The organism is Streptomyces sp. NPDC041068, from assembly GCF_040647455.1.
Taxonomy (GTDB): domain Bacteria; phylum Actinomycetota; class Actinomycetes; order Streptomycetales; family Streptomycetaceae; genus Streptomyces.
Window position 1 is genome coordinate 1 of sequence record NZ_JBEZCG010000042.1, and the last position, 23,289, is coordinate 23,289.

Annotated in this window: 19 protein-coding genes; 13 read left to right on the top strand and 6 right to left on the bottom strand. The window is 69.9% G+C overall.

The window, feature by feature from the left end; all coding sequences use genetic code 11:
• Positions 1–229: 229 nt before the first annotated feature.
• On the bottom strand, positions 230–598 hold the full coding sequence (locus AB0B50_RS44205; protein ID WP_362343653.1) for a WhiB family transcriptional regulator: 369 nt from the start codon (positions 596–598) through the stop codon (positions 230–232).
• 125 nt (positions 599–723) lie between these two features.
• Positions 724–1,410: a DUF1707 domain-containing protein gene (locus AB0B50_RS44210; protein ID WP_362343656.1), complete on the bottom strand. Its 687-nt coding sequence runs from the start codon at positions 1,408–1,410 to the stop codon at positions 724–726.
• Between the two features lie 158 nt (positions 1,411–1,568).
• Here AB0B50_RS44210 and AB0B50_RS44215 point away from each other — a divergent pair, with 158 nt between their 5' ends.
• The 3 genes from AB0B50_RS44215 to AB0B50_RS44225 all read left to right on the top strand — a co-directional run bounded on the left by AB0B50_RS44215 (position 1,569) and on the right by AB0B50_RS44225 (position 5,517).
• Positions 1,569–3,245, top strand: a complete 1,677-nt coding sequence (locus tag AB0B50_RS44215) for a fumarate hydratase (RefSeq protein WP_362343659.1) — start codon at positions 1,569–1,571, stop codon at positions 3,243–3,245.
• 126 nt (positions 3,246–3,371) lie between these two features.
• On the top strand, positions 3,372–4,118 hold the full coding sequence (locus AB0B50_RS44220; protein WP_362343662.1) for a hypothetical protein: 747 nt from the start codon (positions 3,372–3,374) through the stop codon (positions 4,116–4,118).
• On the top strand, positions 4,111–5,517 hold the full coding sequence (locus AB0B50_RS44225; RefSeq protein ID WP_362343665.1) for a hypothetical protein: 1,407 nt from the start codon (positions 4,111–4,113) through the stop codon (positions 5,515–5,517). Before AB0B50_RS44220 ends, AB0B50_RS44225 begins: the two co-directional genes overlap by 8 nt.
• A gap of 22 nt (positions 5,518–5,539) precedes the next feature.
• On the opposite strand, the gene AB0B50_RS44230 is transcribed toward AB0B50_RS44225, so the two are convergent.
• On the bottom strand, positions 5,540–6,382 hold the full coding sequence (locus AB0B50_RS44230; protein WP_362343667.1) for a trypsin-like serine protease: 843 nt from the start codon (positions 6,380–6,382) through the stop codon (positions 5,540–5,542).
• A 16-nt stretch (positions 6,383–6,398) separates the two neighbouring features.
• Positions 6,399–7,946, bottom strand: coding sequence for a ricin-type beta-trefoil lectin domain protein (locus tag AB0B50_RS44235; RefSeq protein WP_362343670.1), 1,548 nt, complete (start codon positions 7,944–7,946; stop codon positions 6,399–6,401).
• A 122-nt stretch (positions 7,947–8,068) separates the two neighbouring features.
• Between AB0B50_RS44235 and AB0B50_RS44240 the strand changes: the two genes are divergently transcribed.
• The 5 genes from AB0B50_RS44240 to AB0B50_RS44260 all read left to right on the top strand — a co-directional run bounded on the left by AB0B50_RS44240 (position 8,069) and on the right by AB0B50_RS44260 (position 14,628).
• A complete protein-coding gene (locus AB0B50_RS44240; protein WP_362343672.1) occupies positions 8,069–9,481 on the top strand; it encodes a class II fumarate hydratase in 1,413 nt (470 codons plus the stop codon).
• Positions 9,482–9,556: 75 nt separating this feature from the next.
• Entirely contained in the window at positions 9,557–10,243 is a 687-nt protein-coding gene (locus tag AB0B50_RS44245) for a DUF402 domain-containing protein (protein ID WP_362343675.1), read from the top strand.
• Between the two features lie 116 nt (positions 10,244–10,359).
• Positions 10,360–11,001 carry a class I SAM-dependent methyltransferase gene (locus AB0B50_RS44250; protein WP_362343677.1) on the top strand — a complete coding sequence of 214 codons (642 nt, stop codon included), beginning with the start codon at positions 10,360–10,362 and terminating at the stop codon, positions 10,999–11,001.
• A gap of 143 nt (positions 11,002–11,144) precedes the next feature.
• Entirely contained in the window at positions 11,145–13,100 is a 1,956-nt protein-coding gene (locus AB0B50_RS44255) for a SpoIIE family protein phosphatase (RefSeq protein ID WP_362343700.1), read from the top strand.
• A gap of 82 nt (positions 13,101–13,182) precedes the next feature.
• On the top strand, positions 13,183–14,628 hold the full coding sequence (locus tag AB0B50_RS44260; protein ID WP_362343680.1) for a catalase: 1,446 nt from the start codon (positions 13,183–13,185) through the stop codon (positions 14,626–14,628).
• A 107-nt stretch (positions 14,629–14,735) separates the two neighbouring features.
• Here AB0B50_RS44260 and AB0B50_RS44265 read toward each other — a convergent pair whose 3' ends face one another.
• A complete protein-coding gene (locus AB0B50_RS44265; protein ID WP_362343683.1) occupies positions 14,736–17,015 on the bottom strand; it encodes a transglycosylase domain-containing protein in 2,280 nt (759 codons plus the stop codon).
• Between the two features lie 237 nt (positions 17,016–17,252).
• Between AB0B50_RS44265 and AB0B50_RS44270 the strand changes: the two genes are divergently transcribed.
• Genes AB0B50_RS44270 through AB0B50_RS44280 form a run of 3 tightly spaced genes read left to right on the top strand, consistent with a single transcriptional unit; the run spans position 17,253 to position 20,871 of the window.
• Positions 17,253–17,780 (top strand): PadR family transcriptional regulator, encoded by a 528-nt coding sequence (locus AB0B50_RS44270; protein ID WP_362343686.1) that lies wholly within the window; start codon positions 17,253–17,255, stop codon positions 17,778–17,780.
• Complete coding sequence (locus tag AB0B50_RS44275; RefSeq protein ID WP_362343689.1) at positions 17,777–18,463, top strand: ABC transporter ATP-binding protein; 687 nt, start codon at positions 17,777–17,779, stop codon at positions 18,461–18,463. Before AB0B50_RS44270 ends, AB0B50_RS44275 begins: the two co-directional genes overlap by 4 nt.
• A complete protein-coding gene (locus tag AB0B50_RS44280; RefSeq protein ID WP_362343691.1) occupies positions 18,460–20,871 on the top strand; it encodes an FtsX-like permease family protein in 2,412 nt (803 codons plus the stop codon). The genes AB0B50_RS44275 and AB0B50_RS44280 overlap by 4 nt, the downstream gene beginning before the upstream one ends.
• A 111-nt stretch (positions 20,872–20,982) precedes the next feature.
• Here the strand turns inward: AB0B50_RS44280 and AB0B50_RS44285 are convergent, their stop codons facing one another.
• Positions 20,983–21,921, bottom strand: a complete 939-nt coding sequence (locus AB0B50_RS44285) for a LysR substrate-binding domain-containing protein (RefSeq protein ID WP_362343694.1) — start codon at positions 21,919–21,921, stop codon at positions 20,983–20,985.
• A gap of 133 nt (positions 21,922–22,054) precedes the next feature.
• On the opposite strand from AB0B50_RS44285, the gene AB0B50_RS44290 reads away from it, so the two are divergent.
• On the top strand, positions 22,055–22,609 hold the full coding sequence (locus AB0B50_RS44290) for a peroxiredoxin (RefSeq protein WP_055697876.1): 555 nt from the start codon (positions 22,055–22,057) through the stop codon (positions 22,607–22,609).
• Between the two features lie 15 nt (positions 22,610–22,624).
• Complete coding sequence (locus AB0B50_RS44295; protein WP_362343697.1) at positions 22,625–23,155, top strand: alkyl hydroperoxide reductase; 531 nt, start codon at positions 22,625–22,627, stop codon at positions 23,153–23,155.
• The last annotated feature ends 134 nt before the right edge of the window (positions 23,156–23,289 follow it).

A 23,289-nucleotide genomic window follows, 5' to 3' on the forward strand; every position in this document is an offset into this window, starting at 1 on the left:
GTCATGCGCTCCAAGTCCGGCACCATCCGCAAGATCGACTCCGACCACCGGCTCTCGAAGCTCCGCGCCTACAGCGCCATCGACTTCGACCGCGCGAAGTAGCGGCGGAGCGAAGGAGCGGGCGGAACACGACGGTTCGTACATGCGTACGTGACGTACGTGAAGTACGTGCATACGCGAGGGGGGCGCCCCGTGCGGGGAGCGCCCCCCTTTCGCGTACCCCCGGCGGTCAGCCGGCGGCGGCGACGGTGTGCGCCGCCTTCTTCAACTCCAGGTCACGCCTGCGGCGGCGGGCCAGGACCACGCGGCGCTCGGCGGCGGTGAGACCGCCCCACACGCCGTACGGCTCGGGCTGCAGCAGGGCGTGCTCGCGGCATTCGACCATCACCGGACAGCGGGCGCAGACGCGCTTGGCCGCCTCCTCGCGGGAGAGCCTGGCCGCGGTCGGCTCCTTGGACGGGGCGAAGAAAAGTCCGGCCTCGTCGCGACGGCACACGGCCTCCGTGTGCCATGGGGCGTCATCGTTGCGATCTCGCACTGGCACCTGCTGAGCCGGAACGGCGGCGACCTGCAGGGACTGATGCGGCGGTTGCAGCACGGTCTACTCCTGACGACGGCTTCGCGTGCGAGAGACGATGCAGCAACCTCTACCCGCTGTGTGCGCGCCTATGCACTGAGTTCCGATGTACGGAAGTTCACCTTCCCCGCGCCGGGCGTGCGCCGTCAGCGACCGAGGTGCTTGCGCAGCTGCTGATGCAGGTCCTTGATGAGCTTTCCGCGCTTGGGCCGTGCCTCGATGCTGCCCAGGACCGCCATGCCGTCCACGTAGACGACGGGGGCGTCCTGGTCCGGGGAGTCGAGTGTGTCGACCTCGAAGTTGCCGACGATGCCCGTGCCGCTGCCGCGCAGCGAGACGTTCTCCGGGACGCGGATGTCGACCGAGCCGAAGATCGCGACCGCCTTGATGACCACCTGGCGCTGCTCGAAGATCGCCTCGCTCAGGTCGATCTCGACGCTGCCGAAGATGGCGTACGCATGGGTGCGGCGGCCCACCCGCCAGCGGCCCTTGCGTACGGAGCTGCTGAGCACCGCTACCAGGTTCTCGTCCGCGACCGGCGGGACGAGGCCCGGGGAGGGCCTTGCGGGGGCGGGGTCGGGGGCGCCCGCTCCGGCGTGCGCCTGGCCGTGCGCCGAGGGCAGGTCCCGCACCAGCGGCTCCAACTCGGCCACGGTCTTGGCGCGATAGACCCCGTCGATCCGCTCGCCGTGCTCCTCCGCGGTGAGGCGGCCTTCGGCCAGGGCCTCGCGGAGGATGTCCGCCGTGCGGTCTCTGTCGGCATCGGAGGCGCGGAGCGACCCCGGCTCGTCGACGGCGGGAGCGGGCTGCGAGGGGCGCTTTTCGAGGTCCACATCAGCAGCGTACCCAAACGCGATAGATCGCGACTACCCCTGTGGATAACCGACTGCCGGTTACTGAGCCTTACCTCACAAACCCGGCCCGCTCCGCGCGCTCTACGCTGGTTGGCGCGTCGCCAATGGAGGCCGCGCCGCTGTCTGCCGAGTGAGGAATGGCCGTAATGCCAGAGTTTGCGTACTCCGATCTGCTCCCGCTGGGAGAGGACACCACCCCGTACCGGCTGGTGACCGCCGAAGGTGTCTCCACCTTCGAGGCCGACGGACGGACGTTCCTCAAGGTCGACCCGGAGGCGCTGCGCAAGCTCGCCGCCGAGGCGATCCACGACATCCAGCACTACCTGCGCCCGGCCCACCTCGCGCAGCTGCGCCGCATCATCGACGACCCCGAGGCGTCGGGCAACGACAAGTTCGTCGCCCTCGACCTGCTGAAGAACGCGAACATCGCGGCCGCGGGCGTGCTCCCGATGTGCCAGGACACCGGCACCGCGATCGTCATGGGCAAGCGCGGCCAGAACGTCCTCACCGAGGGCGGCGACGAGGAAGCGCTGTCCCGCGGCATCTACGACGCGTACACGAAGCTGAACCTGCGCTACTCCCAGATGGCCCCGCTGACCATGTGGGAGGAGAAGAACACCGGCTCCAACCTGCCGGCGCAGATCGAGCTGTACGCGACCGACGGCGGCGCCTACAAGTTCCTCTTCATGGCCAAGGGCGGTGGCTCCGCCAACAAGTCGTTCCTCTACCAGGAGACGAAGGCCGTCCTGAACGAGGCCTCCATGATGAAGTTCCTGGAGGAGAAGATCCGTTCGCTGGGTACGGCCGCGTGCCCGCCGTACCACCTGGCGATCGTCGTCGGCGGCACGAGCGCCGAGTTCGCGCTCAAGACCGCGAAGTACGCCTCGGCGCACTACCTCGACGAACTGCCCGCCGAGGGCTCGGCGACGGGCCACGGGTTCAGGGACAAGGAGCTCGAGGAGAAGGTGTTCGAGCTGACGCAGAAGATCGGGATCGGCGCGCAGTTCGGCGGCAAGTACTTCTGCCACGACGTGCGCGTGGTGCGCCTGCCCCGCCACGGCGCCTCGCTGCCCGTGGCCATCGCCGTGTCCTGCTCGGCCGACCGCCAGGCCACCGCGAAGATCACCGCGGAGGGCGTCTTCCTGGAGCAGCTGGAGACGGACCCGGCGCGCTTCCTGCCGGAGACCACGGACGAGCACCTCGACGAGGCCGCGGACGTCGTGAAGATCGACCTCAACCAGCCGATGGACGACATCCTCGCCGAGCTCACCAAGCACCCGGTGAAGACCCGCCTCTCGCTGACCGGCCCGCTGGTCGTGGCCCGCGACATCGCGCACGCCAAGATCAAGGAGCGGCTCGACGCGGGCGAGGAGATGCCGCAGTACCTGAAGGACCACCCGGTCTACTACGCGGGCCCCGCCAAGACTCCCGAGGGGTACGCCTCCGGCTCCTTCGGGCCGACCACGGCCGGCCGCATGGACTCCTACGTGGAGCAGTTCCAGGCCGCGGGCGGCTCCAAGGTCATGCTGGCCAAGGGCAACCGGAGCAAGCAGGTCACCGACGCGTGCGACGCGCACGGCGGCTTCTACCTCGGCTCGATCGGCGGCCCCGCCGCGCGCCTCGCGCAGGACTGCATCAAGAAGGTCGAGGTCGTCGAGTACGAGGAACTCGGCATGGAGGCGGTCTGGAAGATCGAGGTCGAGGACTTCCCCGCGTTCATCGTGGTGGACGACAAGGGCAACGACTTCTTCCAGAACCCCGCCCCCGAACCGACGTTCACGCACATCCCGGTGCGCGGGCCCGGCCTCGCGTAGTGCTCGGGCGGTCATAGCGCGGCCCGGTCCGGCGTCATAGCCGGGCCTCCATGGCCCCTCCCCCTTACAGGTCACCCTCCGCAGCCTCCGATTGCGGAGGGTGATCGCGTATCTGAGGGTGGAGCCATGTTCCGTAAGCAGGCACTGACCGCCGCCCTCAGCGCCGCCCTGTGCGGCACGCTCGCCCTCGTTCCCGCCGCGTCCGCAGCACCCAAGGAGCCGACGCCGAAGCCCCAGGCGGCCGCCCCGGTGCTTCCGCCGCTGCCCTCGCTGCCGTCGGCGCCTGCGACCCCGCAGCCGTGGACCTGGCCGGGCACCGCGCCCACGCCCACACCTACCCCCACGCCTACCCCCACGGCCACCCCCACCTCGCCGCTGACCATCAAGGACGACCCGCGCCGCGACCGCGAGCGGCTCGCCCAGAGCTGGCGGACCATCGGCAGGTTCGGCGGCGCCTCCGGGTCCACCGCGGACCTCGCGGGCATCGTCCTCGGCGGCGAGAAGGACGAGAAGAAGCTCGACGCGTCCGTGGCCGAGGCCAACAAGAGCCTCGACAACCTCCTCGCGATCATCCCGGGCGGATCGCTCAGCCGCGCGAAGGCCAAGGGCCACGACATCAAGTCCACGGTCGAGCTCCTCAAGGCGGACAACCGCGCCTTCAAGGAGGCGGGCGTGCGCGGGGACGTGCCCGCCATCTTCTTCCAGTCCGCCTGGGCGATGGTGCACCTGGCCCTGCTCGCCTTCGACATCTTCTTCGGGCTCGGGCTCAACTTCGCCCAGGCCTTCCTGCCGTTCCCGCTCCCGGAGTTCAAGCTCCCGGAGTTCAAGATGCCGGAGCCGTCGAAGCAGCCCGCCAAGCCCCGCAATGGCTGAGCAGGAGCCCCGGGACGACGCCGTGGAGGCCCCGGAGCCCCAGGACGAAGCCGTGGAGGAGGTGCCGGAGGCCCAGGGCGTCAAGAAACGGCTCTGGCCCCGCCTGCTGACCCGCGCCAACCTCGTCCTGCTCGCGCTCTCCGCCGTGGCGACGGTCGTCTTCGCGATCCGCTACTTCGGCGCGGAGGGCGCGCCCGTCGGGCACACCCAGCGCTCCGGCTGGGCCTCGCTCCTGGCGAGCGCGGTCATGCTGCTGCTCTTCCTGTCCATCGCGCTGATCAAGCCCTTCCAGCTCTCCGGCAAGCGGTGCGCGCTGGTCTCGGGGATCGCCGCGGTGCTCTTCGCGCTCGGCATCGGCACGGTCTGGCAGATCGTCTCGCACGACCGGGTCACGGACACGATCGTGGGCACGCCTCTCATGGACGACAAGGACAGCCGGACGTACCTGAAGAAGCTCCTGCCGGGCGTGAAGATCCGGGAGATCCCCACCGGCCTCTTCATCCAGGGCGCCAAGTTCACCGACCCGCAGGAGGTCGAGGTCAGCGGCTACGTCTGGCAGCGCTACCCGAAGGGCATGCCCGAGAAGGACATGGGCGTCGTCTTCCCCGAGGCGCCCGACGGCTACAGCCTCGACGAGGCGTACGACACGGTGAACACCGCGGGGCAGCGCCTGAAGGGCTGGCACTTCAACCTCACCCTGCGCCAGCACTTCAACTACCAGAAGTACCCGCTGGACAAGCAGAACATCTGGCTGCGGCTGTGGACCAACGCCACCTTCACCAACGACGTCCTGGTACCCGACTTCGCGTCCTACCCGCCCTGGAAGTACGGCGAGATCGGCCTCGACCAGGACATCGTGACCAGCGGCTGGGCGCCGTACTACACGGCCTGGAGCTACGGCCAGCACAACTACACGATGACGCAGGGCGTGACCGACTGGAACAAACCGTTCGTGGCGGCGCCCGAGCTCTACTTCAACATCGGCATGGAGCGGAAGTGGGCGGGGCCGCTGACGGGCCGCCTTCTGCAGTCCTTCTTCATCGCGGCGATCATGTTCCTCGCGCTGTTCGTCTACACGAAGGACGACACCCGCAACCCGCGCTTCGGCTTCTCCACATGGACGGCGATCTCCTTCGCGGTGACGTTGCTCCTCGTCGTGGTCGTGGACCAGACGCAGATCCGCGAGATCGCGGGCGACACGTCGCTGACGTATCTGGAGTACTTCGCCATCGCCCAGTACATCGTGATCATGGGGATCTTCGCCAACGCGATCCTCATCGGCTCCGAGACCAAGATCCGCGCCCTTGAGTGGAAGGACAACCTGCTGCCGACGCTGCTGTACTGGCCGGTGCTGATCGGGCTGTTCTTCGCGTTCACGTTGTTCGTTTTCGCGACCTAGCGTTACCGGGGGGTGCGGGTCCCTACTTCAACTGCTCGGCATGGCGATGCAGTTCGCGGGCCGTCTCGTCGAACATCGCCCCCCAAGCCACGTTCTCCAGGCCCGGCTCCTTGGGGCGGGCGCTGGTGACGCCGACCTGGACATCCTTGCCCTCGGCGGTGCGGGCGTACCAGGGGCCGCCGCTCGCGCCGTTCGTCATGCGGCACGGCTTGAGCTGCTCGCCCCCGACAAGGCGCTGGTCGTTCACGGGAGTTGTCGGGCCCGAGCAGTACTGCAGGGTCTCTCCGTCGTACGGCTTCACGAAGGGGTAGCCCAGCGCGGTCTTCTCGCCCGGGACCGGCGCGAAGGACGCGGGGCGGCCGCCGGTGACGTTCTGCACGGAGCGGCCCTGCTCGTCGGGGCCGAGGGTGACGAAGGCGAAGTCGGCCTTGTGGTCCTCGCGTGCGGACCAGGCCGGGGCGATGGCGACGGACTTCGCGACGTAACTGCCGTACGGGCTCGCGCCCTTGTCGTAGGCGGGGACGAAGAGCAGCTTCTTCATCCAGCCGCCGACCGCCTTCAGGTGCACGCAGTGCGCGGCGGTGGTGATCACGCTGCGGTTGGCGGCCTCGACGACGGCCGCGGTGCAGGTGGCCTTCTTGCCGTCGGGTATCTCCATGAAGAGCCGGCCCACGTTGCGCACGGACTCGGTGCCGTACGTCCACGAGACGCCGTCGGGATGAGGGTCTTCGGAGGCGGCCACAGCCTCCGCCATGGCCTCTGGGGTCCAGTACGCGCGTATCTCGTCCTGGGTGGCGCCTGCGGGGGTGGTGGCCGTGGTCGCGGCGACGAGTGCCGCCGCGACCACGGAGAGTGCTGAGATCATGCTCCGAACGTAAGGCCTACGCGAACCGCTGGCTCGCCGAGCCGTTGCACTTCTGGAGCTTCAGCGGCTCCTTCGGCGAGGCGAGCCCCAGGCAGAGGCCGGTGTCGGCGGCCGGGCGCAGGGTCCCCGATTGGCGTACGAACTTCTGGTTGGCGCCGCCGTGGCAGTTCCAGAGAGTGACGGCGGTGCCTTCCTTGTACGAGCCGTCGGGCACGTCGAGGCAGCGGTCCTGGGTGAGGCCGGTGTGCAGCGACTGCCGGCCGTCGGCGGCGCCGTCGTACCACCAGGTCTGGTTGCGGTTGCCGGTGCAGTCCCAGCCCTGCACCTTGGTGCCGTTGCGACTCTTGGACGCGTCGACGTCCACGCAGGTTCGGGTCCCCTCGTTCTTCAGGGGCTTGTACGCGTCGTCCCAGGCGCCCGGGTACAGCTTCGCGCTGCCCGTGCTCGCGGGGTCGGCGCAACTGGCCTCACGCTGACCCGAGTTGTAGATCTGGGTCAGGCAGGACGCGAAGGCGGCGTGGCCGCGGGCGTTCGGGTGGAAGGACTGGCGCACCGAATTGGAGTCCGGCGGGAAGGGGTTGGACAGGTCGACGTACAGACCCCTCGCCCAGGTGTCCTCCATGCAGACCTCGTGGCCGTGGAAGAGGCGGGAGTTGTCGAGGTAGGTCGCGCCCGCGTTCCTGGCGGCCTTGCGCATGCCGGTCGCGAAGGTCGGCACCGCGTAGTTGCGGCCCCACTCGGTGTCGGAGTCGTAGCCGAGCCCGCCGCAGGCCAGCTTGCCGGGGAAGGAGGGGTTGTCGCGGAAGTCCGGGCCGATCGGGCTCGGGTACCCCATGGCGACGAGCTTGTAGTCGCCCTCCTGGTAGCCCGCGTCCTTCATGACGGTCTTCAGGTCACGGATGGACTGCTCGACCTTGGGCACGAGGCCGTCGACCCGCGCTTGCCAGCCGTCGTTGTACTTGCCCGCGCAGGCGCCCTGACTGAGCAGGAAGCGGGTCACGCAGTCCGTCATCACCCCGGAGAAGTCGAGGTCGTCATTGGCCCCGATGACGAGCAGAATCGTCTTGATCTTGGTGTTTCGGGCCTTGATCGCGAGGTTGTCGCTCTGCACCAGCTCATCGGCGTACTGCTTCTGACCGCCGATCCTGATGTTGCCGGTCTGCGCTCCCGAGCAGGCGACGTTGTACGTCACGTCGGCCGGGATGCCCGTGCGGTGGATCGCGGCGTCCGGCGAGCGGTGGCACCAGTTGTCCGGGCCGTCCGTGCCGGGTTCGTACGTTCCGACGCCCTCACCGGAGATCTCGCTGTCGCCCAGCGAGATCAGTCCGGTCTTGCGGTCGGCCATGGGGCGCTCGGCCGGGCTGCCGTAGAGCTTGGTGGCCTCGTCCGCCCTGATCTTCTCGAGCTCGGGCGGCAGCGGTGTCGCCTTCGGCGCCACCCTCGTCCCCCGGTCCGCCGCCTGGGCGGGTACGGCCGCGGCCGTGCCGAGCACGGCCGTCATCGCGACGGCCGCCGCGAACGAACATCGCAGCCGGCCCCGTCCACTGCGCCTGATGCGCTCCATTGCGCCTCCCCGGTTCGGTGTTACCCAGGGTTTTTACTGGTGGGTAGCAGGCTTGGGAATACCTGGAACAAGACAAGTGCTCAACTTTTTAACGGGGTTGAACGGAGAGGTAGGTTCAGGGCATGACCAGCGACGCCAGCGACGGCCGCACCGGCGAGTACCGGATCGAGCACGACTCCATGGGAGAGGTGCGGGTCCCCGCGCACGCCAAGTGGCGCGCGCAGACCCAGCGCGCGGTGGAGAACTTCCCCGTCTCGGGGCAGACCCTGGAGCGCGCCCACATCGCCGCGCTCGCGCAGATCAAGGCGGCCGCCGCCAAGGTCAACGCGGGGCTCGGGGTGCTCGACAAGGACGTCGCCGACGCCATCGCGGACGCGGCCGCCGAGGTCGCCGAGGGCCGCTGGGACGAGCACTTCCCCGTCGACGTCTTCCAGACCGGCTCGGGCACCTCGTCCAACATGAACACCAACGAGGTCCTCGCCACGCTCGCCACCGAACGGCTCGGCCGCGACGTCCACCCCAACGACCACGTGAACGCCTCGCAGTCCTCGAACGACGTCTTCCCGTCCTCGATCCACATCGCGGCGACGGGCGCGGTGACGGGAGACCTGATCCCGGCCCTCGACCACCTCGCCGCCTCCCTGGAGCGCAAGGCCGAGGAGTTCGCGGACGTCGTGAAGTCCGGGCGCACGCACCTCATGGACGCCACGCCCGTGACGCTGGGCCAGGAGTTCGGGGGATACGCGGCCCAGGTGCGGTACGGCATCGAGCGGCTGAGCGCCTCGCTCCCCCGCCTCGCCGAACTCCCCCTCGGCGGCACCGCCGTGGGCACCGGCATCAACACCCCGCCCGGCTTCTCCGCCGCCGTCATCGCCGAGGTCGCGCGGGCCACGGGCCTGCCGCTGACCGAGGCGCGCGACCACTTCGAGGCGCAGGGCGCGCGGGACGGCATCGTCGAGACCAGCGGACAGCTGCGGACCATCGGCGTCGGCCTGACGAAGATCGCGAACGACCTGCGGTGGATGGCGTCGGGCCCCCGCACGGGCCTCGCCGAGATCAACCTGCCCGACCTGCAGCCCGGTTCGTCGATCATGCCCGGCAAGGTGAACCCGGTCATCCCCGAGGCGGCCCTGATGGTCGCCGCGCAGGTCACCGGCAACGACGCCACGGTCGCCGCGGCGGGCGCGGCCGGCAACTTCGAGCTCAACGTGATGCTGCCGGTCATCGCCAAGAACGTACTGGAGTCGATCCGGCTGCTCGCCAACGTCTCGCGGCTGCTCGCCGACCGGACCGTCGACGGGATCACCGCCAACCGCGAGCGGGCCCGTGAGTACGCCGAGTCCTCGCCGTCCGTCGTGACCCCGCTGAACAAGTACATCGGGTACGAGGAGGCGGCGAAGGTGGCGAAGAAGTCGCTCGCCGAGCGCAGGACGATCCGTGAGGTCGTCATCGAGAGCGGGTACGTCGAGCGGGGCGACCTCACCGTCGAGCAGCTGGACGAGGCGCTGGACGTCCTGCGGATGACGCATCCGTGACGGACCGGCCGGCCGTGAGGGACCGCCATCCGTAACGGACCGGCCCCTTATGGCGGGGCCGTCTAATATCTGTCCATGACAGACCTCGACGGGACGACGACGACCGATGGCGGAGCGGCGCGCTGGGCGCCCGGGGACCACATCCTGTGGCGATACCGGGAGAACGCCGGGCGCCGCTTCCACATCTGTCGCCCCGTCACCGTCGTGCGGGACAGCGACGACCTCCTCGCCGTGTGGATGGCGCCCGGCACCGAGTGCGTGAAGCCGGTGCTCGCCGACGGCACGTCCCCGCACCAGGAGCCGCTCGCGACCCGCTACACCAAGCCGCGCACGGTCCGCAGGGGCCACTGGTTCGGCACCGGCGTCCTCAAGCTCGCACGGCCCGGCGAGCCGTGGTCGGTCTGGCTGTTCTGGGAGCCGGGCTGGCAGTTCAGGAGCTGGTACGTGAACTTGGAGGAACCGCGCGCCCGTTGGTCCGGCGGCGTCGACTCCGAGGATCACTTTCTGGACATCTCCGTGCGCCCGGACCGCAGCTGGCGCTGGCACGACGAGGACGAGTTCGCCGAGGCCCTGCGGGTGGGTCTGATGGACGCCGACAAGGCCTCTGACGTACGGGCCGCGGGGAAGGCGGCACTTGACGTGATCGACGCCTGGGGGGCACCGTTTTCGGACGGCTGGCAGCACTGGCGTCCCGATCCGTCCTGGGTCGTACCGTCACTTCCGGATGACTGGGACCGTACGCCCGCGCATGTGTCCTCATGAGACCCTTGATGCGCCCCCTTGGTTCAAACGTAGGATCGTCCTCCGCAAGGGCGCACAGCAGCAACTCCGTGGGTCTGCGCGGTGCCTGACAGGAAGTCATCGAGGGGCGGCAGAACGTGAGCGAGGACCGCAAGGGCCAGGCAGAGGCCTTTGACGCCATCGGGCAGCACTACGACGACGCCTTCCCGCACAAGGAGGGCCAGCTGGCCGCGGGCCGCCGCCTCGCGGAAGGGCTGCGCCCCGGCGCCCGGGTCCTCGACGTGGGCTGCGGCACCGGCCTGCCGACCGCGCTCCAGCTGGCCGAATCGGGCCACTCGGTCCTCGGCACGGACATCTCGGCGGGCATGCTGGCACTGGCGGGAAAGAACGTACCGGCAGCCGAGTTCCGGCAGCTCGACATCGCGGACCTGCGGGCCGAAGGTCCGGGCTCTGTCGGCCGGTTCGACGGTGTCGCGTGCTTCTTCGCCCTGCTGATGCTGCCGCGCAAGGAGATCCCCGAAGCGTTGCGGCGGCTGCACGGCCTGCTGCGTCCTGGCGGCCTGATGGAGCTGTCCATGGTCGAGGCCGATCTGGACGACGCCGCGATTCCGTTCCTGGGGCACGCAATCCGGGTATCCGGTTACCTGCGGGACGAACTGCGGCAGGTCGTGCGTGACGCGGGCTTCGAGATCACCGGCGAGGACACGTACTCGTACGCCCCCGCGAGCACCGACGCACCACCCGAGCACCAGATCTTTCTGCACTGCCGACGCGGCTGAGCAACGTGCAACGCTGGACGGCGCGCACGGCGCGCAGCCCCGGACGGACGGATTCGAAACGCGTGACGGAGCACCTCACCCCCCACGAGGGTCGCAAGGCACCAGCTGCCAGGCCGACCGCCCCCGCGGATCCCCGCGGGGCGCTGCTGCGTTCTCCCGAGACCTCGGAGGGCGGCGGCAGCGCAGCCGTGCCGCCGTCCGGTGAGCACTCCCAGCCCTCCGCCGCCGAGCCCGACCCGCACCGGCCGCGCCCCGCGCCGGAGGGGGGTGTGCCCGCGCAGCCGGGGCACGCCCCGGCCAGGCCCGCGGGGCCGCCGGACGGCGAGGAGCGGCGCTCGGGGCAGCCGAGGCCGCCGGGGACGGGCCCCGTGGCGATGCGGCGCGACGGCGACCGGCTGCGCTTCGTGGGCGCCGCGACCCGGCGCATCGCGCGCGGCATCGACCTCGACGAGATCGTGATGGGCCTGTGCAGGGCCACGGTCCCGACGTTCTCGGACGCGATCCTCGTCTATCTGCGCGACCCGCTGCCCGTCGGCGACGAGCGGCCCACGGGCCCGCTGGTGCTGCGCCTGCGCCGCACCGACCGGCTGCGCTCCATCGAGGAGGGCTCCGAGGAGCCGGACACCGAGGGCGGCACACTGCCCGCCCTCCAGGTCGTACAGCCCGACATCACCGACGTGATGGGCAGCGCGGAGCTGTGCGAGGTGCGGCCCGGCGGTGCGCTCGCCGAGGTCCTGCGCGGCGTGCGCCCGGTCTTCGCGGACGCCCCCGCGGCACGGGCCGCGCTGCCCGAGCTGCTCGGCGAGGGACGCACGCTGCCGTCCGGGCAGCGCGCCATCCTCGCGCCGCTGCGGGGGCGCCGCCGGGTGATCGGCGCGGCCGTGTTCCTGCGCCGCCCCGACCGCCCCGCGTTCGAGGCGGACGACCTGCTCGTCGCCGCCCAGCTGGCCACGCACAGCGCGCTCGGCATCGACAAAGCCGTCCTGTACGGCCGCGAGGCGTACATCGCCGACGAGCTGCAGCGCACCATGCTGCCCGAGACGCTGCCGCGCCCGACCGGCGTGCGGCTCGCCTCGCGCTATCTGCCGGCCGCCGAGACGGCCCGGGTCGGCGGCGACTGGTACGACGCGATCCCGCTGCCCGGCAGCCGCGTCGCCCTGGTCGTGGGCGACGTCATGGGGCACTCCATGACCTCGGCCGCGATCATGGGCCAGCTGCGGACGACCGCGCAGACCCTGGCCGGGCTCGACCTGCCGCCCCAGGAGGTCCTGCACCACCTGGACGAGCAGGCCCAGCGGCTCGGCTCCGACCGCATGGCCACCTGCCTCTACGCGGTCTACGACCCGGTCTCGCACCGCATCACCATCGCCAACGCCGGGCATCCGCCGCCCGTCCTGCTGCACCTGGGCGGCCGCGCCGAGGTCCTGCGGGTGCCGCCGGGCGCCCCCATCGGCGTGGGCGGCGTCGACTTCGAGGCGGTGGAGCTGGACGCCCCCGCGGGCGCGACCCTGCTCCTGTACACGGACGGGCTCGTCGAGTCCCGCCTGCGCGACGTGTGGACCGGCATAGAGCAGCTGCGCGAACGGCTCGCCGCCACCGCCCAGTTGACGGGCCCCGACCACCCGCCGCCCCTCGAGGCGCTCTGCGACGAGGTGCTCGACATGCTCGGTCCCGGCGACCGGGACGACGACATCGCGCTGCTCGCCGCCCGCTTCGACGGCATCGCGCCGAGCGACGTCGCGTACTGGTTCCTCGAACCGGAGAACGCGACGCCGTCCCGGGCCCGCCGACTCGCCCGCAGCGCGCTCGCCCGCTGGGGCCTTGAGGACCTCACGGACTCGGTGGAGCTCCTTGTCAGCGAGGTCGTCACGAACGCCGTGCGGTACGCGTCGCGGCCGATCACGCTGCGTCTGCTCCGTACCGACGTGCTGCGCTGCGAGGTCGGCGACGACGTGCCGCAGCTGCCGCGCCTGCGCCAGGCGCGCGCCACGGACGAGGGCGGCCGGGGTCTGTACCTGGTCAACAAGATGGCGCGGCGCTGGGGCGCCACCCGCCTGAGCACCGGAAAGGTGGTCTGGTTCGAACTGAACCGGAATTAGACCCCGTCCAAATGTTGCCGACACCCAGTCGGCGGAGTTCACTGGCCTGTGTGCCCGAGCCCCGCCCATTGGGAGGAAGCACATGACGCACACGACCAACAACGCCGGGATCCCGGTCGAGAGCGACGAGCATTCACTCACCGTCGGCTCGACCGGCCCCATCCTGCTCCAGGACCATTACCTCATCGAGAAGATGGCCCAGTTCAACCGCGAACGGGTCCCCGAGCGCGTGGTGCACGCCAAGGGCTCGGGAGCGTACGGCTTCTTCGAAGTCATCAACGACGTCAGCCAGTTCACCAAGGCCGACCTCTTCCAGCCGGGCAGGCGCACCGAGATGCTGGCCCGGTTCTCGACCGTCGCGGGCGAGCAGGGCTCCCCCGACACCTGGCGCGACCCCCGCGGCTTCGCCCTGAAGTTCTATACGGAGCACGGCAATTACGACATGGTCGGCAACAACACGCCGATCTTCTTCGTGCGCGACCCGATCAAGTTCCAGGACTTCATCCGCTCGCAGAAGCGCACCTTCGGCAGCGCGCTGCGCGACCACGACATGCAGTGGGACTTCTGGACGCTCTCCCCCGAGTCCGCGCACATGGTGACGTGGCTGATGGGCGACCGCGGCATCCCGAAGACGTACCGCCACATGAACGGCTACAGCTCGCACACATACATGTGGATCAACGGCGGCGGCGAGAAGTTCTGGGTCAAGTACCACTTCAAGACCGACCAGGGCATCGACTTCCTCACCCAGGACGAGGCCGACGCGCTGGCCGGATCGGACGGCGACGCGCACCGCCGCGACCTGCACGAGTCGATCGCGCGCGGCGACCACCCGAGCTGGACGCTGAAGGTCCAGATCATGCCGTTCGAGGACGCGGCGGACTACCGCTTCAACCCGTTCGACCTGACCAAGGTGTGGCCGCACGGCGACTACCCGCTGATCGACGTCGGCCGGATGACCCTGGACAAGAACCCCGAGGATTTCTTCGTCCACATCGAGCAGGCGGCCTTCGAGCCCTCCAACATGGTGCCGGGCATCGGCCCGTCCCCCGACAAGATGCTGCTCGGCCGGCTCTTCTCCTACCCGGACACGCACCGCTACCGGATCGGCCCCAACTACGCGCAGCTCCCGCCCAACCACGCGCGCTCGCCGATCAGTTCGTACGCGAAGGACGGACCGATGCGGTACGAGCCGGCGAACGTGGCGCGGCCGTACGCCCCCAACTCCTACGGCGGCCCGGCCGCCCCCGTGCAGCAGTCCCCCGACCCGGCGGGCTGGCAGGTGGTGGGCGAGATGGTCCGCGAGGCGTACGCACCGCACCGCGAGGACGACGACTTCGGCCAGGCGGGCACGCAGGTCAGGCAGGTACTCGACGACGCTCAGCGCGAGCGCCTTGTGGCGAACATCAGCGGCCATCTGCTGGACGGCGTATCACCGCCGGTCCTCGAACGCGCGCTGCAGTACTGGCGCAACGTGGACAAGGAGCTCGGCGACAAGGTGGCGAGGAAGGTGTCGGGCGGCGGCTGACGGGAACGCCGCCCTCGGACGCCGAAGGCGCCCGGAACCTGCTGGTTCCGGGCGCCTTCACGCGCGTACGACGAGAGAGCCGCGTACGGCCCGGGGGGGCTGGTCGACTAGTCCCTGCCCGGCCTGCCGTTGTCGGGGTCCTCCGGGATCCCGACGGAGTCGGACGGGTCCGGCTCCTGGGTGGGCGGCTGGATCGTCGGGGTCGGCGTCGTCGGCGTGGTCGGGGTCGTCGGCGTGGACGGCGTCGACGAAGGAGTCCTCGTCGGCGGCTTCGACGTCGGGTCCTTCTCCGGCTTCGACGGGGTGTTCGACGGCTCCCGCGGCGCCTCCGAGGTCGGCTCCGCCGGCGGCGCGATGGCCGCGCCCATGTCCGTGTCGAGGTCGAACCTGCTCGGCGAGCCCATGGCGTCGAAGGTGAACGCCGCCCAGATCTCGGCCGGGAAGCTGCCGCCGTCGACGCGGGTCTTGCCGCCCGCGCCCTTCATCGACACGTGCTTGCTCTGCTCCGGGGTGCCGGGGGCGCCCTCGCCGAACAGACCCACGGAGGTGACCAGCTTCGGGGTGTAGCCGGTGAACCAGGCCGACTTGTTGTCGTCGGAGGTACCGGTCTTGCCCGCCACGTCCTGCGAGGAGTTGCGCACCGCGTGGCCGGTGCCGTCGTCGACCACGCCGGTCAGGACCGAGGTGAGCGAGTCGGCGGTGCCGCGCTTGACGACCTGCTCGCCGATCGGGTCGGGCATCTCGATCGTGTTGTCCTTGTGCTCGACGGACTTCACGATCGCCGGGGTGACCTTCTTGCCGTGGTTGTCGAGCGTGGCGTAGACACCGGCCATCTCCAGCGGGCTCGCGCCCATGGAGCCGAGCGTCTGGGCGGGCACCGCGGGCAGGCCCTTGACGTCCATGCCGAGCTTGCCCGCCATCTCCATCACCTCGGGCATCCCGACGTCCACGCCCATCTGCGCGAAGACGGAGTTGATGGACTTGTTCATCGCCTTCTGGACGGTGACGTCGCCGTAGCTGACGTCGTCCTCGTTCGGCGGGGCGAAGGCGACGTCGCTGCCCTTGACCGGGCGCTCGCTGGTGCCGTCGTAGATCGTGTTGGCGGTGATCGGCTGCCCTGACTGGGTCTTGGCGCCGTTCTCCAGGGCCGCGGCGAGGATCAGCGGCTTGAAGGTGGAGGCCGACTGGTAGTCCCGGCGGGTGGCGTTGTTCGTGTAGTGCTTCACGTAGTCCTCGCCGCCGTACATGGCGAGGACGGCGCCGGTCTTCGGGTCGACGGACGCGGCGCCCGCCTGGACCCGGGCGTCCGCCTTGTTCTTCTTGCGGTCGAGGTTGTCCTCGAGCTTCGCCTCGACCGCCTTCTCCAGCTGGCGCTGCTTCTTGGGGTCGATGTTGAGCGTGATGGTGTAGCCGCCGAGCTTGAGCTGCGCCTCGGCCTCGGACTTGGTGAGCCCCTGCTTCATGAGCTGGTTCTCGACGGCCTCGTCGGCGGCCTTCACCAGGTAGCCGGTCTGTCCCGCAAGGCCAGGGGCGGGCTTGGGCTCGTCCGGCACCGGGAAGCTGAGGCCCTGCCGCTTGCCGGAGTCCAGCCAGCCCTCCTCGACCATGTTGTCGAGGACGTAGTTCCAGCGCTGCTTGACCAGCTTCCTGCTGGTCGGCGTCGCGGACGTCCAGTCGTACTGGCTCGGGGCCTGGAGCAGGGCGGCGAGGTAGGCGCCCTGGGAGACGTTCAGCTTCTGGGCGTCGACGCCGTAGTAGGCCTGGGCGGCGGCCTGGATGCCGTAGGCGCCGCGGCCGTAGTAGCTGGTGTTGATGTAGCCCGCGAGGATGTCGTCCTTGCTCTTCTCGCGGTCCACCTTCAGCGAGATGACCAGTTCCTTCAGCTTGCGGGTGACCGTCTGGTCCTGCGTGAGGTAGTAGTTCTTCACGTACTGCTGGGTGATCGTCGAGCCACCCTGCTTGCCCTTGCCGGTCACCGTGTTGATCAGACCGCGGGCCGTGCCCTTGAAGTCGACGCCCTCGTCCTTGTAGAAGGACTTGTTCTCGGCGGCGACGAACGTCTTCTGTACGGGCTTGGGGACCTTGTCCAGGTCGACGATCTCGCGGTTGACCTTGCCGTCCCGCGCCAGGATCGATCCGTCGCTGTACTTGTAGACGTTGCTCTGCTTCCTGGCGGCCGCGTTGCCCTCGGGTATGTCGATCACCAGATAGAGGACGACGAACGCACCCATCCCGAGAAGGATGATCCCGAAGAACGTCCCGAGGATCTTCTTCCAGGTGAAGAAGCGGCGTATGCCGGTGCGCTTGGGCTTGCCCCCGGACGGGCGCCCGCGCGCTGCCCGGCGGGCACCGCGCTGCCGCGCTTGTCGTTCTTCGGCTCGGCCCATGACTGAGAGTGCTCCGCTTCCGTCTAGTCCACTGCGTACGTCGAGTCAGCTCATGAAGCTAACACCGCACCCCGGGACAAACTCCTGCCGATCCGGTCTTTTCCGGACGTGACAATGAGCACCTGCCCCTTAGGAACCGACGATTACAGGGCCCAGAAGGTTGCCCGGCTCTCGAACCTGTGAGCTCTACACCAGGCGTATACACCGCACGTATACACACCATGTACAGTGCTCCTCATGTCCATTGGCCACACCCTTCTGGGTCTTCTGGAGTCGGGCCCCCGGCACGGCTACGACCTCAAGCGCGCCTTCGACGAGAAGTTCGGGCACGACAAGCCCCTGCACTACGGGCAGGTCTACTCGACCATGTCCCGCCTGCTGAAGAACGGCCTCGTCGAGGTCGACGGCATAGAGGCGGGCGGCGGTCCCGAACGCAAGCGTTACGCGATCACCGAGGCAGGGATCACGGATGTCCAACGGTGGCTCGCCACCCCGGAGAAGCCGGAGCCCTACCTCCAGTCGACCCTGTACACCAAGGTCGTCCTCGCCCTGCTCACCGGCCGCGACGCCGCCGAACTCCTCGACGTCCAGCGGGCCGAACACCTGCGCCTGATGCGCATACTCACCGACCGCAAGCGCAAGGGCGACCTCGCCGACCAGCTCATCTGCGACCACGCGCTGTTCCACCTCGAAGCCGATCTGCGCTGGCTGGAGCTGGCCGCCGCGCGTCTCGGCAAGCTCGCCCAGGAGGTGCGCTCCGCATGACCCCCGCAGGTTCCCTTCTCACGGCCGACGGACTTCGCAAGACGTACGGCCCGACCACCGCCCTCGACGACGCGGCGTTCTCCATCCACCCCGGCGAGGTCGTCGCCGTCATGGGCCCCTCGGGCTCCGGCAAGTCGACCCTGCTGCACTGCCTCGCCGGGATCGTCCGCCCCGACGAGGGCTCCATCACGTACGGCGGCCGTGAGCTGACCGGCATGTCCGACACCGAGCTCAGCGCCCTGCGGCGCAGCGAGTTCGGCTTCGTCTTCCAGTTCGGCCAGCTGGTGCCGGAGCTGACCTGCGTGGAGAACGTCGCACTTCCGCTGCGGATGAACGGCGTCAAGCGCAAGCAGGCCGAGGCCACCGCGCTGACCTGGATGGAGCGGCTCGACGTGGCCGACGTGCGCGACAAGCGGCCCGGCGAGATCTCCGGCGGCCAGGGCCAGCGCGTCGCCGTGGCCCGCTCCCTCGCCCCGAGCCCGCGCGTGATCTTCGCCGACGAGCCGACCGGCGCCCTGGACTCGCTGAACGGCGAGCGCGTCATGGAGATGCTCACCGACGCCGCCCGCTCCACCAACGCCGCCGTCGTCCTGGTCACGCACGAGACCCGGGTGGCCGCCTACTCGGACCGCGAGATCGTCGTGCGCGACGGCAAGTCCCGCGACATGGAGCGGATCGCATGAGCGACACCAAGGCGCGCCCGCAGCCCCCGATCGCGGCGCCGACCGCCGTGGCACCGACAGGGGCCGCCGCCTGGATACGCGATCTGGGGATGGGCATACGGTTCGCCGCGGGCGGCGGCCGCGAGGGCTGGATCCGCACGATCCTGACCGCCGTCGGCGTCGGCCTCGGCGTCGCCCTGCTGCTCGGCGCCGCCTCGGTGCCGAACATGCTGCAGAACCGTGACGACCGGTCGGTCGCCCGCACACCGCACACCGCCCTCGACGACAAGCCGCTCAAGGCGACCGAGTCGACGCTGATGATGCGCGACACCGGGACCACCTTCCACGGGAAGAGCGCGACCGGAATCTTCCTGCACGCGGACGGGGACAGCCCGGTGCTGCCGCCGGGGCTCGACAAGATCCCCGCGCCCGGCGAGATCGTCGTCTCGCCCGCGCTGCGCGATCTGCTGGACGACCCGGCGAACAAGCTGCTCAAGGAGCGCTTCCACGACTTCCGCGTGACCGGCACCATCGGCGAGGCGGGCCTCGTCTCGCCGGTGGAGCTCTACTACTACGCGGGCTCCGACAAGATCACCAAGTCGGTCGGCGGCTATCGCGTCGAGCGCTTCGGGCAGGACAACTCGCTGCCCCTCGACCCGTTCCTGATGGCGCTCGTCGTCCTGATCTGCGTCGTCCTGCTCACCCCGGTGGCGATCTTCATCGGCACGGCCGTGCGGTTCGGCGGCGACCGGCGCGACCGGCGGCTCGCGGCCCTGCGCCTGGTCGGCGCGGACGCCCGCGCGGTGCGCCGGATCGCGGCAGGAGAGGCGCTGTTCGGCGCGATCCTCGGGCTCGCCGCGGGCGCCGTACTCTTCCTGCTCCTGCGGGAGTTGGTGGGCGTGGTCGACCTGACGAACGTCAGCGCCTACCCGTCCGACATGGTGCCGTCCGCCGGCCTGGTGGCGCTGGTCGCCGTGGCCGTGCCGGTCTGCTCGGTCCTGGTGACGCTGATCTCGCTGCGCTCGGTCGCCATCGAACCGCTCGGCGTGTTCCGGGGCACCAAGCAGCGCAAGCGGCGCCTGTGGTGGCGTCTCGTGCTGCCGGTCCTCGGCATCGGCATCCTGCTCCTCTCCGGCCGCATCGACCGCAACATGGGCAACGAGGCCGTCAACGTGACGGCGATCGCGGTGGGTTCGGCGCTCGCCCTGATCGGGCTCAGCGCGCTCCTTCCCTGGCTCGTCGAGGCCGTCGTGGGACGGCTGCGCGGCGGCCCCGTGCCGTGGCAACTCGCGGTCCGCAGGCTGCAGTTGACGACGGGCACGGCGTCCCGCGCGGTCAGCGGGATCACCGTCGCGGTGGCCGGCGCGGTGGCGCTGCAGATGATGTTCGCGTCCATGCACGACGACTTCACCCAGATCACCGGGCAGGACACCACGCGCGCCCAGCTCACGATCCGCAGCGGAACCGGCAACGGCGCCCTCGCCCAGCGGATGATCGACGACTTCACGAAGACCGAGGGCGTCACGAAGGTCATCGGCACCGTGCAGGCGTACGTCACCCGGCCCGGCGGCAAGAAGGTCGACGACATGACGCCGACCACGGAGCTGACCATCGGCACCTGCGCGACCCTGCGCGAGCTGGCGAACCTCGCCTCCTGCAAGGACGGCGACACCTTCGTCGTCCACACGGGCAGCCGGGAGCAGAACGACTGGGTCGACACGACCGCGCGCCCCGGCAAGCCGGTCAACGTCGGGCCCGACCCCGACTTCAACAAGGGTGCCCCGGAGGTCCTGTGGACGCTGCCGAAGGGCTCCCCCACCGTGCAGGCCAGGACCAACCCGTCCGGCATGAAGATCAACGGCATCTACGCCACGCCCAGCGCCGTCGACATCGAGAAGCTGGACGACGCGTCGACGACCTCCTGGGTCAAGCTCGACGCGAAGACGCCGGACGCCGAGGAGCACGTGCGCAACGCGGCGGCCCGCATCAGTCCGTTCCTCGGCGTGGACTCGCTGAAGTCGGTCGACCGCGACAAGCAGTACGCGTCCATCGCGCGCGGCCTGCAGATCGGCGCGGGCGCCACGATGGCCCTGATCGCCGCGTCCATGCTGGTGTCGATGATCGAGCAACTCCGTGAGCGCAAGCGGCTGTTGGCGGTCCTGACCGCGTTCGGCACGCGCCGTACGTCGATGGGGTGGTCGCTCCTGTGGCAGACGGCGATCCCCGTCGCCCTGGGCCTCGCCCTCGCGATCGGCGGCGGTCTCGGCCTCGGCGTGGTGATGACCCGCATGATCGACAAGAGCGTCACCGACTGGTGGTCGTTCGTGCCGCTGACGGCAGCGGGCGCCGCGATGGTCGCGATCGTCACGCTGCTGAGCCTGCCGCCGCTGCGGCGGATGATGCGGCCGGACGGGCTGCGTACGGAGTAGGTCCGCGCCCCGAAGGGGCGCGGGGCTGTGACAGGTGCGGCTCCGCCGCGTGGGCGCGACCAGCCACGACCGGCCCGCGGAACGCGCACCGGCACGGCACGCCGGTGCGGGTCACACGACCCGCACCGGCAACGGCCGTACCGCCTCCTTGAGGGCCTCGGCCAGCTCCTCGTACTCCGCGGCCCGCGCAGCGCCGGTCCGCATGGCGAGGGCGATCCGCCGCGTCGGCGCGGGGTCGGCGAAGTACCCGGTCAGGAGCTGGTTGCTGCGGCTGGTCTCCACCCGCACCGCCGTACGCGGAAGCAGCGTCACCCCGAGCCCACCCGCCACCAACTGCACCAGCGTGGAGAGCCCGGCCGCGGTCGTGGTGACCGGCGCGTCGGCACGGCCCGCCTCGCGGCAGATGTCCAGCGCCTGATCGCGCAGACAGTGCCCCTCGTCGAGCAGCAGCAGGTTCAGCTCCTTGAGGGCCTCGCGCGGGATGCCCTCGCGGCCGCCGAGCCAGTGGTCGAGCGGCGTGACGAGCACGAAGTCCTCGTCGAAGAGCGGCAGTTCGGTGACTCCGGGCACACCGAGCGGCACCGCGAGCAGCAGCAGGTCGAGCCGTCCCGCCGCGAGCCCCTCCAGGAGCGAGGAGGTCTGCTCCTCGTGCACCTGGAGGTCCAGGTCCGGGTAGCGCTCGTGGACCAGCGCGATCACCGTCGGCAGCAGATACGGCGCCACGGTCGGGATCACCCCCAGCCTCAGGGCCCCGGTGAACGGCGCCTTGACCGCGTCCGCCTCCTCCAGGAGCGCCTCGACCTCGCCGAGGACCGCGCCCACCCGCACGGCCAGGCGCTCACCGGCGGGCGAGAGCAGCACCTTGCGGGTGGTCCGCTCCAGGAGCTGGACACCCAGTGCCTCCTCAAGGGCCGCCACAGCCCCCGACAGCGCGGGCTGGCTCATCCCGATCGCGGCGGCCGCGTCCCGGAAGTGCAGATGCTCGGCCACGGCGGCGAAGGCGCGCAGCTGCGCCAGGCTGGGCTGCTTGCCCCTATTTATGGCTCGCACTGATAACCACCTCCGATCAACATGACCCACTCTAGCTATTTCCCTAATCAATGCACCCTGTGCCACCATCGACACCAGTCCAACCCCACAGGAAACTCCCCAAAAGGGATTTTCTCTGCTGCAAGGAGTACGTGTGCTCACTGTCGGTGACAAGTTCCCCGAGTTCGACCTGACTGCCTGTGTCTCGCTGGAGAAGGGCAAGGAGTTCGAGCAGATCAACCACAAGACCTACGAAGGCAAGTGGAAGATCGTCTTCGCGTGGCCCAAGGACTTCACCTTCGTGTGCCCGACCGAGATCGCGGCCTTCGGCAAGCTGAACGACGAGTTCGCCGACCGTGACGCCCAGATCCTCGGCTTCTCCGGCGACTCCGAGTTCGTGCACCACGCCTGGCGCAAGGACCACCCGGACCTGACCGACCTGCCCTTCCCGATGCTGGCCGACTCGAAGCACGAGCTCATGCGTGACCTCGGCATCGAGGGCGAGGACGGCTTCGCGCAGCGCGCCGTCTTCATCGTCGACCAGAACAACGAGATCCAGTTCACGATGGTGACCGCCGGTTCCGTGGGCCGTAACCCCAAGGAGGTCCTCCGGGTCCTCGACGCCCTGCAGACCGACGAGCTCTGCCCCTGCAACTGGAGCAAGGGCGACGAGACCCTCGACCCGGTCGCGCTGCTCTCGGGCGAGTGAACGGAGCCTTCTGACATGGCACTCGACGAACTGAAGTCCGCCATACCGGACTACGCCAAGGACCTGCGCCTGAACCTGGGCTCGGTCATCGGCAACAGCGACCTGCCGCAGCAGCAGCTGTGGGGCACCGTGCTGGCCTGCGCCATCGCGTCCCGCTCCCCGAAGGTGCTGCGCGAGCTGGAGCCCGAGGCGAAGGCGAACCTCTCTCCCGAGGCGTACACGGCCGCCAAGTCGGCCGCCGCCATCATGGCGATGAACAACGTCTTCTACCGCACGCGTCACCTGCTCTCCGACCCGGAGTACGGGACGATGCGCGCCGGTCTGCGGATGAACGTCATCGGCAACCCGGGTGTCGAGAAGGTCGACTTCGAGCTGTGGTCCCTCGCGGTCTCCGCGATCAACGGCTGCGGCCAGTGCCTGGACTCGCACGAGCAGGTCCTGCGCAAGGCCGGCGTCGAGCGCGAGACGATCCAGGAGGCCGTCAAGGTCGCCTCGGTCATCCAGGCGGTCGGCGTCACGCTGGACTCCGAGGACGTCCTCGCGTAACGCGCACAGACACAGAAGTGGGGGGGGGGCCCCCGCGGGGGGGGGGGCCCGGCGGGGGGGGGGTGGGGGGGGGGGTGGGGGGGGGGGGGCGGGGGGGGGGGTGCGCGGGGGGGGGGGGGCCCCCCCGGGGCCCC